Source organism: Bradyrhizobium canariense, from assembly GCF_019402665.1.
GTDB classification, from domain to species: Bacteria; Pseudomonadota; Alphaproteobacteria; order Rhizobiales; family Xanthobacteraceae; genus Bradyrhizobium; species Bradyrhizobium canariense.
The window spans coordinates 26,035-41,863 of record NZ_VSST01000024.1 but is presented as its reverse complement, the minus strand read 5'-3'; the positions used below and the strand labels follow the sequence as shown (position 1 = coordinate 41,863).

Below are 15,829 nucleotides of genomic sequence, written 5' to 3'. Positions count from 1 at the left end.
AAGCCTTCCCTCATCGCCTAACCCGTCCGGGGCGCCAAAACCATCCTAAAATGGCATGGCAGCGAGGCGTGGGCCGGCCGGCCGACCCCCGCTGCGCACCAACCGGGTCCTGCAACGTTGCCGAAAGTTTAGGTCCGGACGAAGGGATTTTTACGGTGTACCCGCCGGCGTGGCATCCCGGCCTTGAAGAAACCAGAATGGTATTGTGAGAAGCAGGCTGGATCGCCATTTGCATGGCGGCTCCCCAGCCCCACCGAACCGCGAAGCAAAAAGGCCAGCCTATCCATGCGGAAAACCCTGCTGTTTCCACTGGGCGCGCTCACCGGAGCGTGTCTGACCCTTCTGGTAGCCAGTCCGCACGGCGGCGTATGGGCGGCACGGGCGGCAGCGAGCGCGGATGACGCCTATTCCAAGCTCAATTTGTTCGGCGAAGTGTTCGAGCGGGTGAAGGCGAGCTACGTCGAGAAGCCTGACAATGCCAAGCTGATCGAAGGCGCGATCACCGGCATGGTGACCTCGCTCGATCCGCACTCGCGCTACATGAACGACAAGGCCTGGACCGAGATGCAGGAGACCACCTCCGGCGAGTTCGGCGGGCTCGGCATCGAGGTCACGATGGAGGACGGTCTCGTCAAGGTCGTCTCGCCGATCGACGACACGCCGGCGTCTAAAGCCGGCATCATGTCGGGCGACCTCATCAGCAAGATCGACGGCGATGCGGTGCAGGGCATGACGCTCGAGCAGGCCGTCAACAAGATGAAGGGGCCGGTCGAGACCCAGACCAAGCTCACGATCGTGCGCAAGGGCGCCGACGCCCCGCTCGACGTCGCGATCAAGCGCGAGATCATCCATGTGCGCCCGGTGCGCTTCCACGTCGAGAACGGCGACATCGGCTATATCCGCGTCACCTCGTTCAACGAGCAGACGACCGATGGCCTGAAGAAGGCGATCGCATCGATCTCCAAGGACGTTCCGCCGGAGAAGCTGGTCGGCTATGTGATGGACCTGCGCAACAATCCGGGCGGATTGCTCGACCAGGCCGTATCGGTGTCGAGTGCGTTCCTGCAGCGTGGCGAGGTCGTCTCGACCCGCGGCCGCAATCCGGAAGAGACCCAGCGCTTCACGGCGCATGGAGGCGACCTCACCAAGGGCAAGCCGCTGGTGGTTCTCGTCAATGGCGGCTCGGCCTCGGCCTCGGAGATCGTGGCCGGCGCGCTACATGACCACAAGCGCGCGACGCTGATCGGCACGCGCTCGTTCGGCAAGGGCTCGGTGCAGACCATCATTCCGCTCGGCACCGGCAACGGCGCGCTGGCGCTGACCACGGCGCGCTACTACACGCCCTCGGGCCGCTCGATCCAGGCCCAGGGCATCGCGCCCGACATCGAGATCCTCCAGGACGTGCCGGCTGAGCTGAAGGGCCGGATGGACACCATGGCGGAGTCCCAGATGCGCGGCCATCTCCAGGCAGCCGACGGCACCGAGCAGACCGGGTCGCAGTCCTATGTCCCGCCGGAAGCGAAAGACGACAAGGCCCTGCATACGGCCTACGACTTCCTGCACGGCCAAACCGCGAATGCGGTGGCCGCCAAGCCGGCGTCGAGGGCTGCGGTGCCGAACTAGGCCCTCGCCAGTTCCAGAGATCGATCGCCCGGGCGTGGTTGACCGCTCCCGGGCGATTTCGTTTTGGACGCCGTCTCAGCTGGGATTCATGGCCGCAAGGGTGGCCTCGTAGCAGCCATCGCGCTCGGCCCAGCGCAGGGCGCGGTCGCGCTCGACCAGCACTTCGTCGCGGGGATGGACCCGCAGCTCCAGCGACTGCGTTAACAAGGTCAGCGGCGTGCTGAGAATCTGCCAACGACGCGACTTCCAAGTTCAAATTGGTCGAGCGCTCGGTCTTAGCTGAGTGACAGCGACGCCGGAGATCGCGAGCAGCCCGCCGATCATCAACATTGGGGTCATGCGTTCGCCAAGAAACAACATGCTCGACATCAAGGCGAACACCGGAAGCAGCAAACCGAAGGGCGCGACGCGACCCATGGAGCAACGCCCGATCAGCCAGAACCACAGGCCAAATCCGACAATTCCCCCGATGAAAATCGTATAGGCGAGTGCCAGCCAACCACGTCCATCTGCAGTGACGAGGCTCGCGAGTTGTCCATGTTCAAGGAGCAGCGACATCAACATGACCTGCGGCACCGTGAACAGCGAGGACCATCCCATCAACATCAGGGGATCAAAAGGGCCGTAGCGTTTCGTCAGGACATTGGACACCGCGAATGCGAAGGCTGCCCCGACCACGAGCAGCAGTGGAAGCGCGTTTGCGGACGGGCCGGGCCCCGCTGCCAGCACGACCACGCCGACAAATGCAAGCACCACTCCAGCGGACGTGGTGAGAGACGGCCGCTCCGCGAGCAGCGGCCAGGCCAGCAGGACGGTGAAGGGCGTGGCGAGTTGAATTGCGACGGCCGACATGCTTCCCGAGCCGAGGCCGAGGCCAACATAGAAGAGCCCGAAGTTCAGTCCGCCAAGGAAAAACGAAATCGCTGCGATCGGGCCAAACTGTTGACGTGCGGGCCTTTTGACAAAGGGAACAAGCAGCAGCGCGATGGCCAGGAAGCGCAGCGCGAGGAAGAAGAGGGGTGGAAACTCCATAACGCCCACTTTGATGGCCACGAATTGATAACCCCAGAGCAAGGGGACGACCACCGCGCAGACGATCTGAAAGCCGGACATGGTATCGTTCTTTTCAAGACCGTTCGGTCTAGATATAGGCGTGCGAGCAGCGGAAACGTCCATGGTTGTCTACCCGATGAAGCGGTCGAGAAAAGCGTCAACGGTGGCTTGCGAAATGATCCGTGTCGGTGCCGTTTTACCGACCACCCGCAGGCCCTCGACGAAACAGACGAGAATTCGGGCGGCACTCGAAGGCTCGACACCATCGGCCAACTTGCCCGCTGCCTCCGCACGGGAAAGTGCACCAGCCACCCGAGCCTCCATAGCTTTGAAAAAGCTCCCGATGCGACGATCAATTTCGGCATCACGGCCAGCCAGTTCCATGGCTGTGGCTACCAACAGGCATCCGCGCCGACCATTGGCACCGCTGTTGCGGTCAACATAGCCGGCAAGGTAGGCCCTTAGGCCGTCGATCGGCTCCCGGCGGGGGTCGAGTTCGATATCCATCCGTGTCAAGGCAATGGCAATGTAGCGATCAAGCGCAAGCAGGAACAGCGAGTGCTTGTCGCCGAAAGCGGCGTAGAGGCTGCCCCGCGAGAGCTTCGTCGCACGAAGAAGGTCCGGTAGCGCCGTGGCGTGATAGCCGCGGGACCAGAACACATCCATCGCGCGTTCGACGGCGGATTCCATGTCGAAACTTCGGGGACGGCCACGGGGCAACTGCACAGGGGTTTGGCGGGGCATTGCCGATATATAGACCGAATGGTCTTTAATTTCTAGGGGCGCCACCGCCGTTTGGCCGTCCGCCGATGTTTCTGCTTGGCCTCCCGAGCCGACAATTGCGCCTGTGTGAGTCCAGGCCCTAGCTTGCCTCCCGGCGGCGGCCTTCGTTGCCGCCGCGCTGGGCGAGACGGCCGCGATGAGCTGCGAACAGCTCCAGCACTTTGTCGGCGGGTTTGGCGGCGCTGAACAGATAGCCCTGCATCTCGGAGCAGCCGAGCGCGCGCAGCAACCGCTGCTGCTCCTCGGTCTCGACACCCTCGGCCGTGGTGGTCATGCGGCGGGCAGCCGCGAGATTGACGACCGCCTGCACGATGCTGGAGGAGCCGTCGGGGCCGGCGATGTCGTTGACGAAGCAGCGGTCGATCTTGATCTTGTCGAACGGGAAGCGGTGCAGATAGCTCAGCGAGGAGTAGCCGGTGCCGAAATCGTCGAGCGCGATGCGGACGCCGATGGCGCGGAGTTGATGCAGGATCGCAAGCGCGGTGTCGTCGTCGCGGATCAGCACCGCCTCGGTGATCTCAAGCTCGAGCCGGCTTGCCGGCAAATTGGAGGCGGCAAGCGCTGCCATGATCTTCAGCGCCAGCGTGCCGCTCTTGAACTGCACCGGCGAGACGTTGACGGCGAGGCGGACGTCGTCGGGCCAGTTCGCTGCGTCCCGGCAGGCGGTCGCCAGCACCCATTCGCCGATCTCGTTGATCAGGCCGGTGTCCTCGGCGATCGGGATGAACTCGGCCGGCGAGACCATGCCGCGTTCGGGATGGCGCCAGCGCACCAGCGCCTCGCAGCCGGTGATGCGGTCGTCCTTCAGGCTGAGGCAAGGCTGGTAATACACCTCGAGGCCGCCTTCGAGCCCGCCTTGAGCGATGGCGTGGCGCAGGTCGATCTCGAGCTGCCGCCGCTCGTGGATCTTGGCGTCCATCTCAGGCTCGAAAAAGCGATAAGTGCGGCGCCCGGCGGCTTTAGCGGCGTACATCGCCATATCCGCGTTCTTCAGGATCTGGTCCAGCGCCGTTCCATGTTGCGGCGCCAGCGCGATGCCGATGCTGGCGTCGGTGGCAAGATGATGTCCCATGCAGTCGAACGGCGCGCGGATGGCCTCAAACACCCGCGCGACGAGCTCGTTGACCTGATCCAGCGATGTCACCGCGCTCTGGATGATGGCAAATTCGTCGCCGCCGAGGCGCGCCACGAAGTCTGTCGGACCCGCACACCGGTGGAGGCTCTGCGCGACTGACTTCAGGAGCTCGTCGCCGATGAGATGCCCGAGCGCGTCGTTGACGCCCTTGAACTCGTCGATATCGATGTAGTGCACCGCGAGTTGTTCGCCCCCGGCGACGAGATCGAGTTCCTGACGTAGATGCTCGTGGAACATGGTGCGGTTGGGCAGGTCGGTCAGCGCGTCGTAGTGAGCGAGATGGGTGATGCGCTCCTCGATACGCCGGCGCTCCGTGATGTCCTCATGCGTCGCGACCCAGCCGCCGTCCGTGAGCGGTTCGTTGACGATCTGGATCGAGCGACCGTCGGAGGTCTCGACTACCATGGAATTGCGCACGTGGACGTCGCGCAGGACCCGTGCGACATACTGGTCCACATCGCCGGTGAACGAGCCGGTGGCTCTGCGGTGCGCAATGATATCGTGGAAGCTGCAGCCGGGTCTCACGATTTCGGACGACAGCCCGTACATCTCGACGTAGCGCTGATTGCAGATCACGAGCTGCTGCGATGCGTCGAACAGCAGCAGGCCCTGGGTCATGTTGTTGACGGCGCGGTCGAGACGCTGCTTTTCCAGCGTCAGCCGTTCCCGCGAAAGACGATGCTGCTCCAGGAGCTTGCGTATGATCGCGATCAGCACGCCCGCGATGGCGAGCGCGGAAGAGGCGGCGACCGAGATCAGGATGCCGATCTGCTCGCGCCAGTCCGTCAGGGCCGTCGCGCGCGTCGTGGTGGCCATCATCAGGATCGGGAAGTGAGGCAGGCCGTGTGAGGAAATCAGCCGGTCCTCGCCGTCGACGGGGCTCATGAAGCGGCCGGCAAAATGGTCGAGCCCGAAAACCCTTTGATGCGCGAACGGACCGTTCTTGAAATTCCGCCCCATCAATTCGCTGGAATGGGGATAACGGGCGAGCATCGTGCCGTCCCGGTGCAGCATCGAGATCGTCGTGCTTTCGCCGAGCACGGCGGACTCGAAGAACTTTTCGAAATTTGCCGGCTCGATGCCGCGTCCGACCGCACCCAAGAATTCGCCGTTCGGTCCGACGACCTTGCGCACGATCAGGATGGTCCAGGCGCCGGAGATGCGACTGTAGAGTGGCTCGATCAGGACGTCGGGAGCATCGGGATCGTACCGGAAGGTGCGAAAATAGGCGCGATCGGCAACGTTCACGTTCGGGGCCGGCCATGCCGTCGACGAATTGATCAAATTGCCTTCGGCATCGATGATATTGAGGCCGCCTATGTGGGGTAGTGCATCGATCTTCGAGCGCAGCATCCGGTGGAGGTCCTGGCCGGCGAGGCGCTTGCGATAGTCCGCCGCACTGGTGATGCCGCTCGCGCGGACGTAGTCGACGAAATCCTTCTGGATGACTGCGAAATCCTGCAATTGCTGGTCGAAATGATGGGCCAGCATCAGCACGGTGTTTTCCAGCTCGCGGCCGGAGCTGCGCAGCGCACGTTCGCGGAAATTCTGCGCCATCAGGGTCGCGCCGACCGCGATCGCAGCGATCAGCAGCGTGCCGCCCACCACCAGCCAGCGGATCGGTCCGCTGCGCACGAAGGCCTGGTCAAAAAGGCGACTGCCGAATCCCGTCATCATGATCGATCGTTGTGGTGCACACGTCAGGGTCAATTCTTGGCACCGGGAACATCCGTCGGTTTACGGGAACGGAGTGGAGGCGAAGTTAGCAAGCTGGGTTAATGCGCCGTGAACGGACGCTCGCAAAAGCAATCAATATGCGGGACGCGAGACGTGCAGCATTGTCGGAAGCTTCCGCGCGGCCGGACAATTTCTGCCGACCATCGCGCTGATCGCCGCCGGCATCGCGCTTGCGATCATCGCCGTGGTGAACGGCCTGGGCAGCAAGCTCGATTCAAGATTCGGGGCGATCAGCGCGTCGTTGCGCTGATCGGCCGGGTTTCGCTGCGCGCCAGTATCGCCAACACGATCAGTGCCGCGACGATGTTCGCGGCGGCGCTGATCAGGATCGGCAAAGTATAGCTGTGATTGAGGTCGTAGGCGAAGCCGGCCGCACTCGGACCAACCAATGTCCCGAACGCCACGCTGGTGTAGAGAATGCCGATGATTCCGCTGACGTTGCGTCCGCCAAAATAGTCCATGACCACGGCGGGCAGCACCGCGACCCAGCCGCCGTAGAACACACCGTAAATGAAGGCAAAAGCGGCGAGGGTCCGGACATCAGCGGCAATGGCCCAGATCGCCATCGCGAACGCCATTCCGATCATGACCATGATCAGAGAGCGATCGCGGCCCATCCGGTCGGCGATCGCGCCGAGAAAGAAGCGACCAGCGGTGCTGCCGGCCCCGATCACGCCCAGCAGCAGCACGGCAGAGGACGCCGCGACACCGTGGTCGCGCGCGTAAGGCACGAGATGAACGAATGGAACGAAGGCGCCGAACGAGCAGACCAGACACGATGCGTAAAGGGCGACAAAACGCGTCGACCGGACGGCCTCGCGCACCGAGGCGCCGCCGGCGTTGACCGTGTCCGCCGCGTCGCAAGGCGGATCGCCGTCGGGCCGGAGGCCGCGGTCCTTCGGATCGTTCTCGATGAGCATCGACATCCCGCCGCCCAGCACCAGCGCAATCGCGCCCAGCGCCAGATAGGCGCCGCGCCAGCCCATCGATGCGATCAGCAAGGAGGCGAGCGGCGGCATTGCCAGCGTGCCGAGCCCGATGCCGCTCACCGCGAGCCCAGAGGCAAAGCCGCGGCGCTTGACGAACCAGCGTTGCACCGCGCCGATTGCCGGAACATAGGCGCAGCCGACGCCGAGGCCGACACCGAGCCCGTAGGCGAGATAGACCTCCACGAGGGAACGTGCAGCGCTCGCGGCCGCAAGTCCAACCGCCATCAGGACCATGCCCGCTACGGCCAGTGGACGCGAACCGAGCCGGTCGGCGAGGGGACCGCTGACGAGTCCGAGAGCGAAGTACAGAAAGCCCGCAATCGAGAACACCAGCGAGATTGAACCACGGGAGGCGCCGAAATCGCGCTGGAGCGGCTCCAGAAATGCGCTGAAGGTGTAGACAGAACCAAAGCCGACGAACATCACGGCAAATGCCGCCGCGACGACGAACCAGCCGTGGAAAATGCTTCGACCTACGGGATTGAATGGAATGGTCAATGCTGCCTCCGCGAGGTGAGGGAAGGATGGCGACGATGCCAGGACGTGACACGCTGGAACGCAGCGCCAGCGCGAACCAGCGTGGCCTCGTCGAGATGGGCGGCGACAAGCTGGAACGCGATCGGCAGTCCGTCCGCCGATGCACCACCTGGTAGCGTGATCGTGGGATGACCGGTCATATCGAACGGGCAGGTGTAGCGTTGCAGCTTCGCGATCAGATCCGGCTGCTCGCCGAGGGTCCGGATCATGGCCAGCGTCAACGGCGCGAAAGGGTGGACCGGGATCAGCAGCAGGTCGATGGTCTCGAACAGTGCGGTCACCTGGCCGCGCAGTGCCAGCCGCCGCAGCAGGATCTTCTGATAATCGAGACCGGAGAGCGCGCGACCAGCCTCGAGCAGCGAGCCGAGGATTGGGCCATACTCATTCTTGCGGACAGGATAGGTCGCCTCGTGCGCGACCGCAGCTTCCACCGCACAGTTAGGGGTCCAGTCGGCGATCGCCGGTTCTACGTCGGGAAATCTGACGTTGACGGTGTGGGCGCCAAGCGCACGGAAAGCATCGATGGCATCCGCCAACACGTGCCGTGTCGCAACGTCCACGTCCTCGCCGTTCCAGGCAGCGTCGACACCGATCCGCAGGCCCCGCACGTCCCGTGCGGCCGCGGCAAGATAGTCAGGCACCGGATTGAGCAGCGACGTCGGGTCATTGGGGTCGTGTCCGGCGATGACCCCAAGCAGTACGCCGGCATCGACCGCGCTGCGGCCGATCGGTCCGATATGGTCGAGCGTCGCGGCCAGCTCGAACGTGCCGTGGCGGCTGACGCGGCCCCAGCTCGGCTTCAGCCCAGTCAGGCCGTTGGCGGCGCAGGGCCAGCGGATCGAGCCACCGGTGTCGGAGCCAAGCGAGCCGAAGCAAAGTCCGGCGGCCGTCGCGACCGCCGAGCCGCTGGACGAGATACCCGGCCAGTAATTCCGATTCCATGGATTTCTCGGTGGCGTCACTAGCGGGTGGTGATCGGAATAGGCGCCCTCGGTGAGCTGCAACTTGCCGAGCACCACACCGCCTGCATCCCTGATCCTGCGCGTGACGGTCGCATCTTCACCAGGACGGAAATCGCGATGAAGCGTGGTGCCGGCCGCCGTCGGAATGCCCTTGGTCCAAAACAGATCCTTCAGCGCAATCGGCACGCCATGCAGGGGGCCCCGATACTGGCCATTTGCGATCTCAGCGTCCGCGGCCTTCGCCTCGGCGATAGCCGTTTCCGGCATCACGTGAACGTAGCTGCCGAGTTCATGGTCCAGGGCGTCGATACGGTCGAGTTGCGCGCGCGTCACCTCCAACGCGGAGATTTCGCGCGCCTCGAGGCGTGCAGCAAGCTCGATGAGTTCGAGATAGTGCGGGGCTTCGGCCATGGCGTTCTCCATTTTGTCATCGCAACCTCGCTCGATTTCGATGAGATGCAGACACCTGTATAATAAATATACCGGTGTCTGTTGCTGTCAACCGGTAAATATGTTTTACTGGTGTTCCAATTCTCCGGGTATTCCGATGTCGAAAGAGTCACGCAAGTTCCAGGTTCCTGACGCGTTGGCGAACATCTACGATTTCGCCAACACGCTCGATGTTCGCCACTTCTCGCATTTCGGGGTGGAGCACCCGCAGAGCGACGAACTTGCCGGGATGAAGCAGCTCGCGGACTGGATGCAGGAGCGCGGCCTCGGCGGCGGGCGCATCACGCCCGCAATGTTCGCGACCGCGCTGCGGCTGCGCGAAGCGCTACGCGCCTATCTGCAATGCGAGCCGGCCGAGCGGCGCCGGAACAAGGAGGTTCTCGGCGCGCTCGGTGACGCGCTCGCGGCGTTTCCGTTGCGGGTGGAGGCGCGGGTTGGCTGCGGCGCAGTATTATCGGCGATGCGCGACGATGCGCTCGCCGGCCTGTCGGCTATCGCCATTGAGTTGCACAACGCAACGCTTGTGGGAACGTTGGACCGGTTGAAGATGTGCGCCTCTGAGGAATGCCGGCGGGTGTTCTTCGATCGGTCGAAGCCATCGACGCGACGGTGGTGCATGTCGACGCTGTGCGGCAATCGGATGAAGACGCGTGCCTATCGCGAGCGGCAGCGCGAGGCGAAATAGATTAGCCGCAATCAGACGCGGTAATGGCCGGACTTGCCGCCGAGCTTCTCGACCAGATGGATGCCTTCGATGCGCACGCCGCGTTCCACCGCCTTGATCATGTCGTAGATGGTGAGGCAGGCGACCGAGACGGCGGTGAGCGCTTCCATCTCGACGCCGGTCGGTCCCGTGACCTTCACGCTGGCGCGGACGAGGCAGCCCGGCAGCTTTGCGTCGGGCTCGATTTCGACCGTCACCTTCGACAGCGCGAGCGGATGGCAGAGCGGGATCAGCTCCGCGGTGCGCTTGGCGGCCATGATGCCGGCGATGCGGGCGGTGCCGAGCACGTCGCCCTTCTTGGCGTTGCCGGACACGATCAGGTCAAGCGTCGCCCTGGTCATGACGACGCGTCCTTCCGCGACCGCGAGCCGCTCGCTCGCGGGCTTGTCCGACACGTCAACCATCCGCGCCTCGCCGGAAGCGCCGATATGGGTGAGGGCAGGGCCGGTCTTGGTCGGTTTGGCCTTTGCGGGCTGACGCGCCATCAGTTCGTGCCTGTGGCGCGCGCGGTCTCGCGCGCCAGCAGTGTGCGCGTCGCAGCGGTAACGTCGGCTTGCCGCATCAGGCTCTCGCCGACCAGGAAGGTCGACATGCCGACGCGCTCGAGCCGGGCGAGATCGGCGGGCGTGAAGATGCCGCTCTCGCCGACCATCAGCCGGTCGCCGGGGATCAGCGGAGCCAATGTTTCGCTGGTCGCAAGCGTGGTTTCGAAGGTGCGCAAATTGCGATTGTTGACGCCGATCATCGGCGAACGCAGCTTCAGCGCGCGGTCAAGCTCGGCGCGGTCGTGGATCTCGATCAGTACGTCCATGCCATAGGCGATCGCGGCGTCCTCGAGCTCTTTGGCCGTGGCATCATCGAGCGCCGCCATGATGATCAGGATGCAGTCGGCGCCGTGCGCGCGGGCCTCCGCCACCTGATAAGTGTCGAACATGAAATCCTTGCGCAGCACCGGCAGTGACGTTGCCGCGCGGGCCGCCACCATGAAGTCGAGATGGCCCTGGAACGAGGGCGTGTCCGTCAGCACCGACAGGCAGGCAGCGCCCCCGGCCTCATAGGCCCTGGCCAGCAGCGGCGGATCGAAATCGGCGCGGATCAGGCCCTTTGAGGGCGAGGCCTTCTTGACCTCCGCGATCAGCGCATAGTCGCCATCGGCGTGCTTGGCCTTGATCGCGCGCAGGAAGCCGCGCGGTGCTGCTTGCGCCCTGGCCTTCGCCTCCACCGCCGACGGCGGCTGCGCGCGCTTGGCCGCAGCGATTTCCTCGCGCTTGTAGGCTTCGATCTTGGTCAAGATGTCCGACATGTCAGGCTCAGTCGTTAGAGACCGCGATCAGATGTTTCAGCCGCGCGCGCGCCGCTCCGCTGTCGAGTGATTTTGCGCCGATCACGACACCTTCCTTGAGATCCCTGGCACGCCCGGCCACGACCAATGCGGCAGCGGCGTTGATCAGCGCGACGTCACGGTAGGGGCTCGGCTTGCCGTCGAGCACGCCCTGCAAGGCGATAGCGTTGGCGTCGGCGTCGCCGCCTTTGAGTGCACCGGCCTCGCAGCGCGGCAGGCCCGCGTCCTCCGGTGTCACCTCGAAATTCCGGATCTCGCCATTGTGGAGCGCGGAGACGAAGGTCGGGCCGGTGAGGGTGATCTCGTCGAGGCCATCGGAACCGTGTACGACCCAGGCGGATTCGGAGCCGAGGTTCTTGAGCACTTGCGCCAGCGGCTGCACCCATTGCCGGGAGAACACGCCGACCATCTGCCGCTTCACGCCGGCTGGGTTGGTCAGCGGCCCGAGCAGATTGAAAATCGTGCGCGTGGCAAGCTCCACCCGGGTCGGGCCGACGTTCTTCATGGCGGGATGATGGGCGGGGGCGAACATGAAACCGATGCCGCATTCGCGCACGCAGCGACCGACCTGCTCGGGCCTCAGATCGATCTTCACCCCGAGCGAGGCCAGCACGTCGGCGGTGCCCGAGCGCGACGACAGCGCGCGGTTGCCGTGCTTGGCGACCGGCAGGCCTGTGCCCGAGACGATGAAGGAGGCACAGGTCGAGACGTTGACCGAGCCGGAGCCGTCGCCGCCGGTGCCGACGATGTCGACGGCCTCGGGCGGTGCCGCCACGGTCAGCATCTTGGAGCGCATTGCCATGACCGCGCCGGTGATCTCGTCGACGGTCTCGCCGCGCACCCGCAGCGCCATCAAGAGGCCGCCCATCTGCGAAGGCGTGGCTTCGCCGGACATCAGGGCGTCGAAGGCGGACGCCGCTTCGTCACGCGACAGGCTGGCGCCGGTCGCCACTTTTCCAATGATCGATTTCAGGTCGTCCATCGCGTGCTTTCAACTCACTGGTTCGCGCCGGTCACCTGCGCGAAGGCGGCCTGATTAATGGTGGTCCCAATGTCGGTTTCAAGCTTGTTGACGTAGGAAGCGACCTGCTCCTCGGTCTGCGCGCGGTCGAGAGTGTCCTTCAGCTTCTTGATCGCCTCCGACCCGGCATCGACCGTGGGATCGATGATCTCAGTGACGCGGAACACGATCACCTCGGTGCCGCCGGTCACTGCCGTCTGCCCGACGCCGTCCTTGCCGACGCGGAAGGCGGCCGACACGACGGTTGCGGGCACGCTGGCGGGCGAGTCGTCGCGCTTGAAGCCGCTGGCGGTCTCGACCTTGGCGCCGATCGCGGCTGCTTCGTCAGCGAGCTTGCCGCCAGATTCAAGCTTCTGCACGATCTCGGTCGCCTTGGCCTTCAGCTTGGTCGCGATCTGGTCCTGGCGCCAGCGCGCCTCGACCTGGTCGCGGACCTCGTCGAGATTGCGGTCGCGCGACGGCGTGATGGCAAGCACGTCGTACCAGACATAGCCGCCCTTGAACGAGATCGAGTCGTTGTCGACGCCGACATCGGTGTTGAAGGCCTGCGACACCACGTCGAGGCCCTGCGGAATGCCGGAGACCGGCTGGCCGCTCGGGGCGCGGCCGGAACGGTCGACGGCGTCGATGGTCACGGCGGTGAGGCCTAGCTTCTGCGCCGCGTCGATCACGCTGGCACCGCCGCCGCGCTCGTCTTCCATCTTGTCGCGGAGATCGGCGACCTTGACGCGCGCGCGCTCGGTGGCGATCTCGCGCTTGATGTCGGCGGCAACGCTCGCGTAGTTCGCCTCCACGCCCGGCTCGATCTTTTCGACCTTGACGATCGACGTGCCGAGACGGCCCTGGATGGGCTGGCTGATTTCACCGGCGGGAAGCGCGAAGACAGCGTCTCCAACTGCGGGATCGAGCGAAGATTTGGTCACGAGCCCGAGATCGACGTCGGACGCGCTCAGTCCGCGCTCCTTGCCGAGGTCCTCGAACGACGTCCCGCTGGTGAGCCGCTCACGTGCGGCCTGCGCCTCGGCGGCATTGGGAAATACGATCTGCTGGATCTGGCGCTTCTCCGGCGTGCCGAGCCGATCCTTGCGCTGCTCGAACGCTTTCTTGGCGTCCTCGTCCGACACCTCGCTCCACTTGCCGATCTCCTCCGGCGAGACCACGACGAACGCGATCTTGCGATATTCGGGCGCGCGGAACTGGACCTTGTGATCCTCGAAATAGGCGGCGAGCGCCTCGGGCGATGGCGCGTCGATGGTGCCTGCCTGGGCTGCGTCGAGCCTGACGAATTCAATGGCGCGCTGCTCGTTCTGGAAGCGCGTCAGCACGTCGAGCATCGCCTTCGGCGGCTCGATACCGGCACCGATTGTGCCGGTGATCTGCCGACGCAGCGAGACCTTGCGCTGCTCGGAGACGTAGCGCTGCTCGGTGTAGCCGAAATTGCGGATCACGGACTGGAAGCGGTTCGGATCGAAGTTGCCGCCGACGCCCTTGAAGTTCGGGTCGTTCATGATGAGCTGGCGGATCTGGTCGTCCGACTGGCCGAGCCCGAGCCGGCGCGCCTCTTCGTCGAGGGCGGCTTCCGCGATCGTCTGCTGGAGCACCTGACGGTCGAGGCCGAAGGCGCGCGCCTGTTCAGGCGACAGCGGCCGGCCGAACTGGCGGCTGATCTGCTGGAGGCGATCGGTGTAAATCTGGCGGAACTCGTTCAACGAAATCTCGGTGCCGCCGACCTTGGCCACGGTGGATTGCCCAAAGCCCTTGAAGATGTCGGCAATGCCCCAAACGCCGAAACTGATGATCAGCACGCCCATCACAACGGCCATAATGGTCTTGCCGAGCCAGTTTGATGAGGCCTTGCGCATTCCTCGAAGCATTTGGTCCAACTTGTTTGGCAGGAGGGGAACGGGAGCGCGTCTTAATGCAGATTCCGCAAAAGCGCGTCACCAAATTGATCAATCATCATAAAGTGGTGGCTTTCCCCCCGCAACCTCGGGTCTAGCAGGCTTTCGATCCCTGCGGTTAAAAGCCCCTGGACTCTGGAACTGCCACGGGACCTCTGCTAGCGCATGAACAAACCGAATTTCGCTGGAATTTGACATGACCGATGCCATCCGCCCCCTGATCGCCGGCAACTGGAAAATGAACGGCCTGAAGGCCTCGACTGCCGAATTCGACGCCATGCTCAATGGCGCGGCAGAGGTGGCCGGCAAAGCCGACCTGCTGGTTTGCCCGCCGGCGACCCTGATCGCTGCCTTTGCCGAGAAGGCGCGCGGCACGAAGATCGCGGTGGGGGCCCAGGATTGCCACCCCAAGTCCTCCGGCGCCCATACCGGCGATATCGCCGCCGAAATGCTGGCGGATTCGGGTGCGACCGCGATCATCGTCGGCCATTCCGAGCGCCGCGCCGACCACGGCGAGGGCGATGCCTTGATCCGGCAGAAGGCTGAGGCCGCCTGGCGCGCCGGGGCGACGGCTATCGTCTGCATCGGCGAGACGCAGGGCCAGCGCGATGCTGGCCAGACCCTGGACATCCTGCGCGGCCAGCTCACCGGCTCGCTGCCGGATGGCTCGACCGCCGCCAATCTTGTCGTGGCCTATGAGCCGGTCTGGGCAATCGGCACCGGCCTGACCCCGACGTCCCGGGATGTCGAGCAGATTCATGGGTTTATCCGAGAATTCCTGACCTCCCGGTTCAAGGCCGACGGCGCCGGGATGCGCATCCTCTATGGCGGCTCGGTCAAGCCGTCGAACGCGGCGGAGCTGATGGCCGTGAAGAACGTCAATGGCGCGCTGGTCGGCGGAGCCAGCCTGAAGGCGGCCGATTTCCTTGCGATTGCGCAGGGCTGTCCCTAGCTAACTCCAAACCTTAGGACCCGGCGGATCGGGGGTGGCAATGCCCCCTCCGATCGTGTAACACCGCGCAACTTCAGGAAAACCCGCGAAGCACGATTGGCCGCCGTCTCGGCGCTGTCGGCTTGTGACGGAAGGACACTATGCAGACTGTTGTCATCGTCATTCACCTCATGATCGTCACCGTCATGATCGGCGCCGTCCTGCTCCAGAAGTCGGAAGGCGGGGGCCTCGGCATGGGAGGTGGCGCAGGCTTCATGTCGAGCCGCGGCACCGCGAACCTTTTGACGCGGACCACCGCAATTTTGGCCGTTGGCTTCTTCCTCACCAGCCTGTTCCTGTCCTGGTATGCCGGCTACGACCGCAAGCCGTCGTCGATCATCGGCGCGCCGGCGTCGCAGACCCAGCCGGCCGGTGGCCGACCGATCGCTCCGCCGACCTCGGGCGGCATCCTGGATTCGCTGAAGAAGGCCGACGAGCAGCAGCAGGCTCCGGCACCGAGCGGCCCGCAAGTACCGCGTTCGCAATAAAGCAGGGGGGCCATGCAGGGCGGCTTCTACCGTCCTGGATCAACAATCCCCATCAAGGCTCTGTCACCACTCTTAGTTCTGGCTCACCCACAG

The 15,829-nt window shown here is 64.5% G+C and carries 15 protein-coding genes; 5 read left to right on the top strand and 10 right to left on the bottom strand.

The annotated features are described in order from the left end of the window. Nucleotides 1-285: 285 nt before the first annotated feature. Complete coding sequence (locus FXB41_RS13970; protein ID WP_007590590.1) at nucleotides 286-1,623, top strand: S41 family peptidase; 1,338 nt, start codon at nucleotides 286-288, stop codon at nucleotides 1,621-1,623. 75 nt (nucleotides 1,624-1,698) lie between these two features. Here FXB41_RS13970 and FXB41_RS41480 read toward each other — a convergent pair whose 3' ends face one another. The 4 genes from FXB41_RS41480 to FXB41_RS13955 all read right to left on the bottom strand — a co-directional run bounded on the left by FXB41_RS41480 (nucleotide 1,699) and on the right by FXB41_RS13955 (nucleotide 6,271). Further along, nucleotides 1,699-1,830 (bottom strand): hypothetical protein, encoded by a 132-nt coding sequence (locus FXB41_RS41480; RefSeq protein WP_283843426.1) that lies wholly within the window; start codon nucleotides 1,828-1,830, stop codon nucleotides 1,699-1,701. A 45-nt stretch (nucleotides 1,831-1,875) separates the two neighbouring features. Further along, nucleotides 1,876-2,736, bottom strand: coding sequence for a DMT family transporter (locus FXB41_RS13965; protein WP_219682181.1), 861 nt, complete (start codon nucleotides 2,734-2,736; stop codon nucleotides 1,876-1,878). A gap of 69 nt (nucleotides 2,737-2,805) precedes the next feature. After that, a complete protein-coding gene (locus FXB41_RS13960) occupies nucleotides 2,806-3,366 on the bottom strand; it encodes a TetR/AcrR family transcriptional regulator (RefSeq protein ID WP_246648829.1) in 561 nt (186 codons plus the stop codon). Between the two features lie 172 nt (nucleotides 3,367-3,538). Next, a complete protein-coding gene (locus tag FXB41_RS13955; protein ID WP_219682180.1) occupies nucleotides 3,539-6,271 on the bottom strand; it encodes a bifunctional diguanylate cyclase/phosphodiesterase in 2,733 nt (910 codons plus the stop codon). A gap of 193 nt (nucleotides 6,272-6,464) precedes the next feature. Here FXB41_RS13955 and FXB41_RS40680 point away from each other — a divergent pair, with 193 nt between their 5' ends. Next, the gene (locus FXB41_RS40680) at nucleotides 6,465-6,581 is read left to right on the top strand and encodes a Flp family type IVb pilin (RefSeq protein WP_246648839.1); all 117 of its coding nucleotides are present in this window, start codon (nucleotides 6,465-6,467) and stop codon (nucleotides 6,579-6,581) included. On the opposite strand, the gene FXB41_RS13950 is transcribed toward FXB41_RS40680, so the two are convergent. Next, the gene (locus FXB41_RS13950) at nucleotides 6,562-7,818 is read right to left on the bottom strand and encodes an MFS transporter (protein WP_007590594.1); all 1,257 of its coding nucleotides are present in this window, start codon (nucleotides 7,816-7,818) and stop codon (nucleotides 6,562-6,564) included. The two genes, FXB41_RS40680 and FXB41_RS13950, sit on opposite strands and share 20 nt — an antisense overlap. After that, a complete protein-coding gene (locus FXB41_RS13945; RefSeq protein ID WP_219682179.1) occupies nucleotides 7,815-9,230 on the bottom strand; it encodes an amidase in 1,416 nt (471 codons plus the stop codon). The genes FXB41_RS13950 and FXB41_RS13945 overlap by 4 nt, the downstream gene beginning before the upstream one ends. On the opposite strand from FXB41_RS13945, the gene FXB41_RS13940 reads away from it, so the two are divergent. Further along, entirely contained in the window at nucleotides 9,229-9,954 is a 726-nt protein-coding gene (locus FXB41_RS13940) for a CGNR zinc finger domain-containing protein (protein ID WP_246648828.1), read from the top strand. The two genes, FXB41_RS13945 and FXB41_RS13940, sit on opposite strands and share 2 nt — an antisense overlap. Before the next feature lie 11 nt (nucleotides 9,955-9,965). Here the strand turns inward: FXB41_RS13940 and moaC are convergent, their stop codons facing one another. The 4 genes from moaC to FXB41_RS13920 are packed head-to-tail and all read right to left on the bottom strand — an operon-like array spanning nucleotide 9,966 to nucleotide 14,230. After that, nucleotides 9,966-10,478, bottom strand: a complete 513-nt coding sequence (gene moaC / locus FXB41_RS13935) for a cyclic pyranopterin monophosphate synthase MoaC (protein ID WP_007590598.1) — start codon at nucleotides 10,476-10,478, stop codon at nucleotides 9,966-9,968. Next, on the bottom strand, nucleotides 10,478-11,296 hold the full coding sequence (gene trpC / locus FXB41_RS13930) for an indole-3-glycerol phosphate synthase TrpC (protein ID WP_219682178.1): 819 nt from the start codon (nucleotides 11,294-11,296) through the stop codon (nucleotides 10,478-10,480). Before trpC ends, moaC begins: the two co-directional genes overlap by 1 nt. Before the next feature lie 7 nt (nucleotides 11,297-11,303). Beyond that, complete coding sequence (gene trpD, locus FXB41_RS13925; protein WP_007590600.1) at nucleotides 11,304-12,317, bottom strand: anthranilate phosphoribosyltransferase; 1,014 nt, start codon at nucleotides 12,315-12,317, stop codon at nucleotides 11,304-11,306. A 14-nt stretch (nucleotides 12,318-12,331) separates the two neighbouring features. Then, nucleotides 12,332-14,230 carry a peptidylprolyl isomerase gene (locus FXB41_RS13920; protein ID WP_219682177.1) on the bottom strand — a complete coding sequence of 633 codons (1,899 nt, stop codon included), beginning with the start codon at nucleotides 14,228-14,230 and terminating at the stop codon, nucleotides 12,332-12,334. 223 nt (nucleotides 14,231-14,453) lie between these two features. On the opposite strand from FXB41_RS13920, the gene tpiA reads away from it, so the two are divergent. Both tpiA and secG read left to right on the top strand, forming a co-directional pair. Further along, nucleotides 14,454-15,209 (top strand): triose-phosphate isomerase, encoded by a 756-nt coding sequence (gene tpiA, locus FXB41_RS13915; RefSeq protein WP_219682176.1) that lies wholly within the window; start codon nucleotides 14,454-14,456, stop codon nucleotides 15,207-15,209. Between the two features lie 140 nt (nucleotides 15,210-15,349). Continuing rightward, complete coding sequence (gene secG / locus FXB41_RS13910) at nucleotides 15,350-15,736, top strand: preprotein translocase subunit SecG (protein ID WP_219682175.1); 387 nt, start codon at nucleotides 15,350-15,352, stop codon at nucleotides 15,734-15,736. Nucleotides 15,737-15,829 lie beyond the last annotated feature (93 nt).

Bases quoted from the DNA above. Each gene is read 5' to 3' on its own strand.
- FXB41_RS13970 (WP_007590590.1), top strand. From the start codon at position 286: ATGCGGAAAACCCTGCTGTTTCCACTGGGCGCGCTCACCGGAGCGTGT.
- FXB41_RS13965 (WP_219682181.1), bottom strand. From the start codon at position 2,736: ATGTCCGGCTTTCAGATCGTCTGCGCGGTGGTCGTCCCCTTGCTCTGG.
- FXB41_RS13960 (WP_246648829.1), bottom strand. From the start codon at position 3,366: ATGGAATCCGCCGTCGAACGCGCGATGGATGTGTTCTGGTCCCGCGGC.
- FXB41_RS13955 (WP_219682180.1), bottom strand. From the start codon at position 6,271: ATGATGACGGGATTCGGCAGTCGCCTTTTTGACCAGGCCTTCGTGCGC.
- FXB41_RS13940 (WP_246648828.1), top strand. From the start codon at position 9,229: ATGGCGTTCTCCATTTTGTCATCGCAACCTCGCTCGATTTCGATGAGA.
- FXB41_RS13945 (WP_219682179.1), bottom strand. From the start codon at position 9,230: ATGGCCGAAGCCCCGCACTATCTCGAACTCATCGAGCTTGCTGCACGC.
- moaC (WP_007590598.1), bottom strand. From the start codon at position 10,478: ATGGCGCGTCAGCCCGCAAAGGCCAAACCGACCAAGACCGGCCCTGCC.
- trpC (WP_219682178.1), bottom strand. From the start codon at position 11,296: ATGTCGGACATCTTGACCAAGATCGAAGCCTACAAGCGCGAGGAAATC.
- trpD (WP_007590600.1), bottom strand. From the start codon at position 12,317: ATGGACGACCTGAAATCGATCATTGGAAAAGTGGCGACCGGCGCCAGC.
- FXB41_RS13920 (WP_219682177.1), bottom strand. From the start codon at position 14,230: ATGCTTCGAGGAATGCGCAAGGCCTCATCAAACTGGCTCGGCAAGACC.
- tpiA (WP_219682176.1), top strand. From the start codon at position 14,454: ATGACCGATGCCATCCGCCCCCTGATCGCCGGCAACTGGAAAATGAAC.
- secG (WP_219682175.1), top strand. From the start codon at position 15,350: ATGCAGACTGTTGTCATCGTCATTCACCTCATGATCGTCACCGTCATG.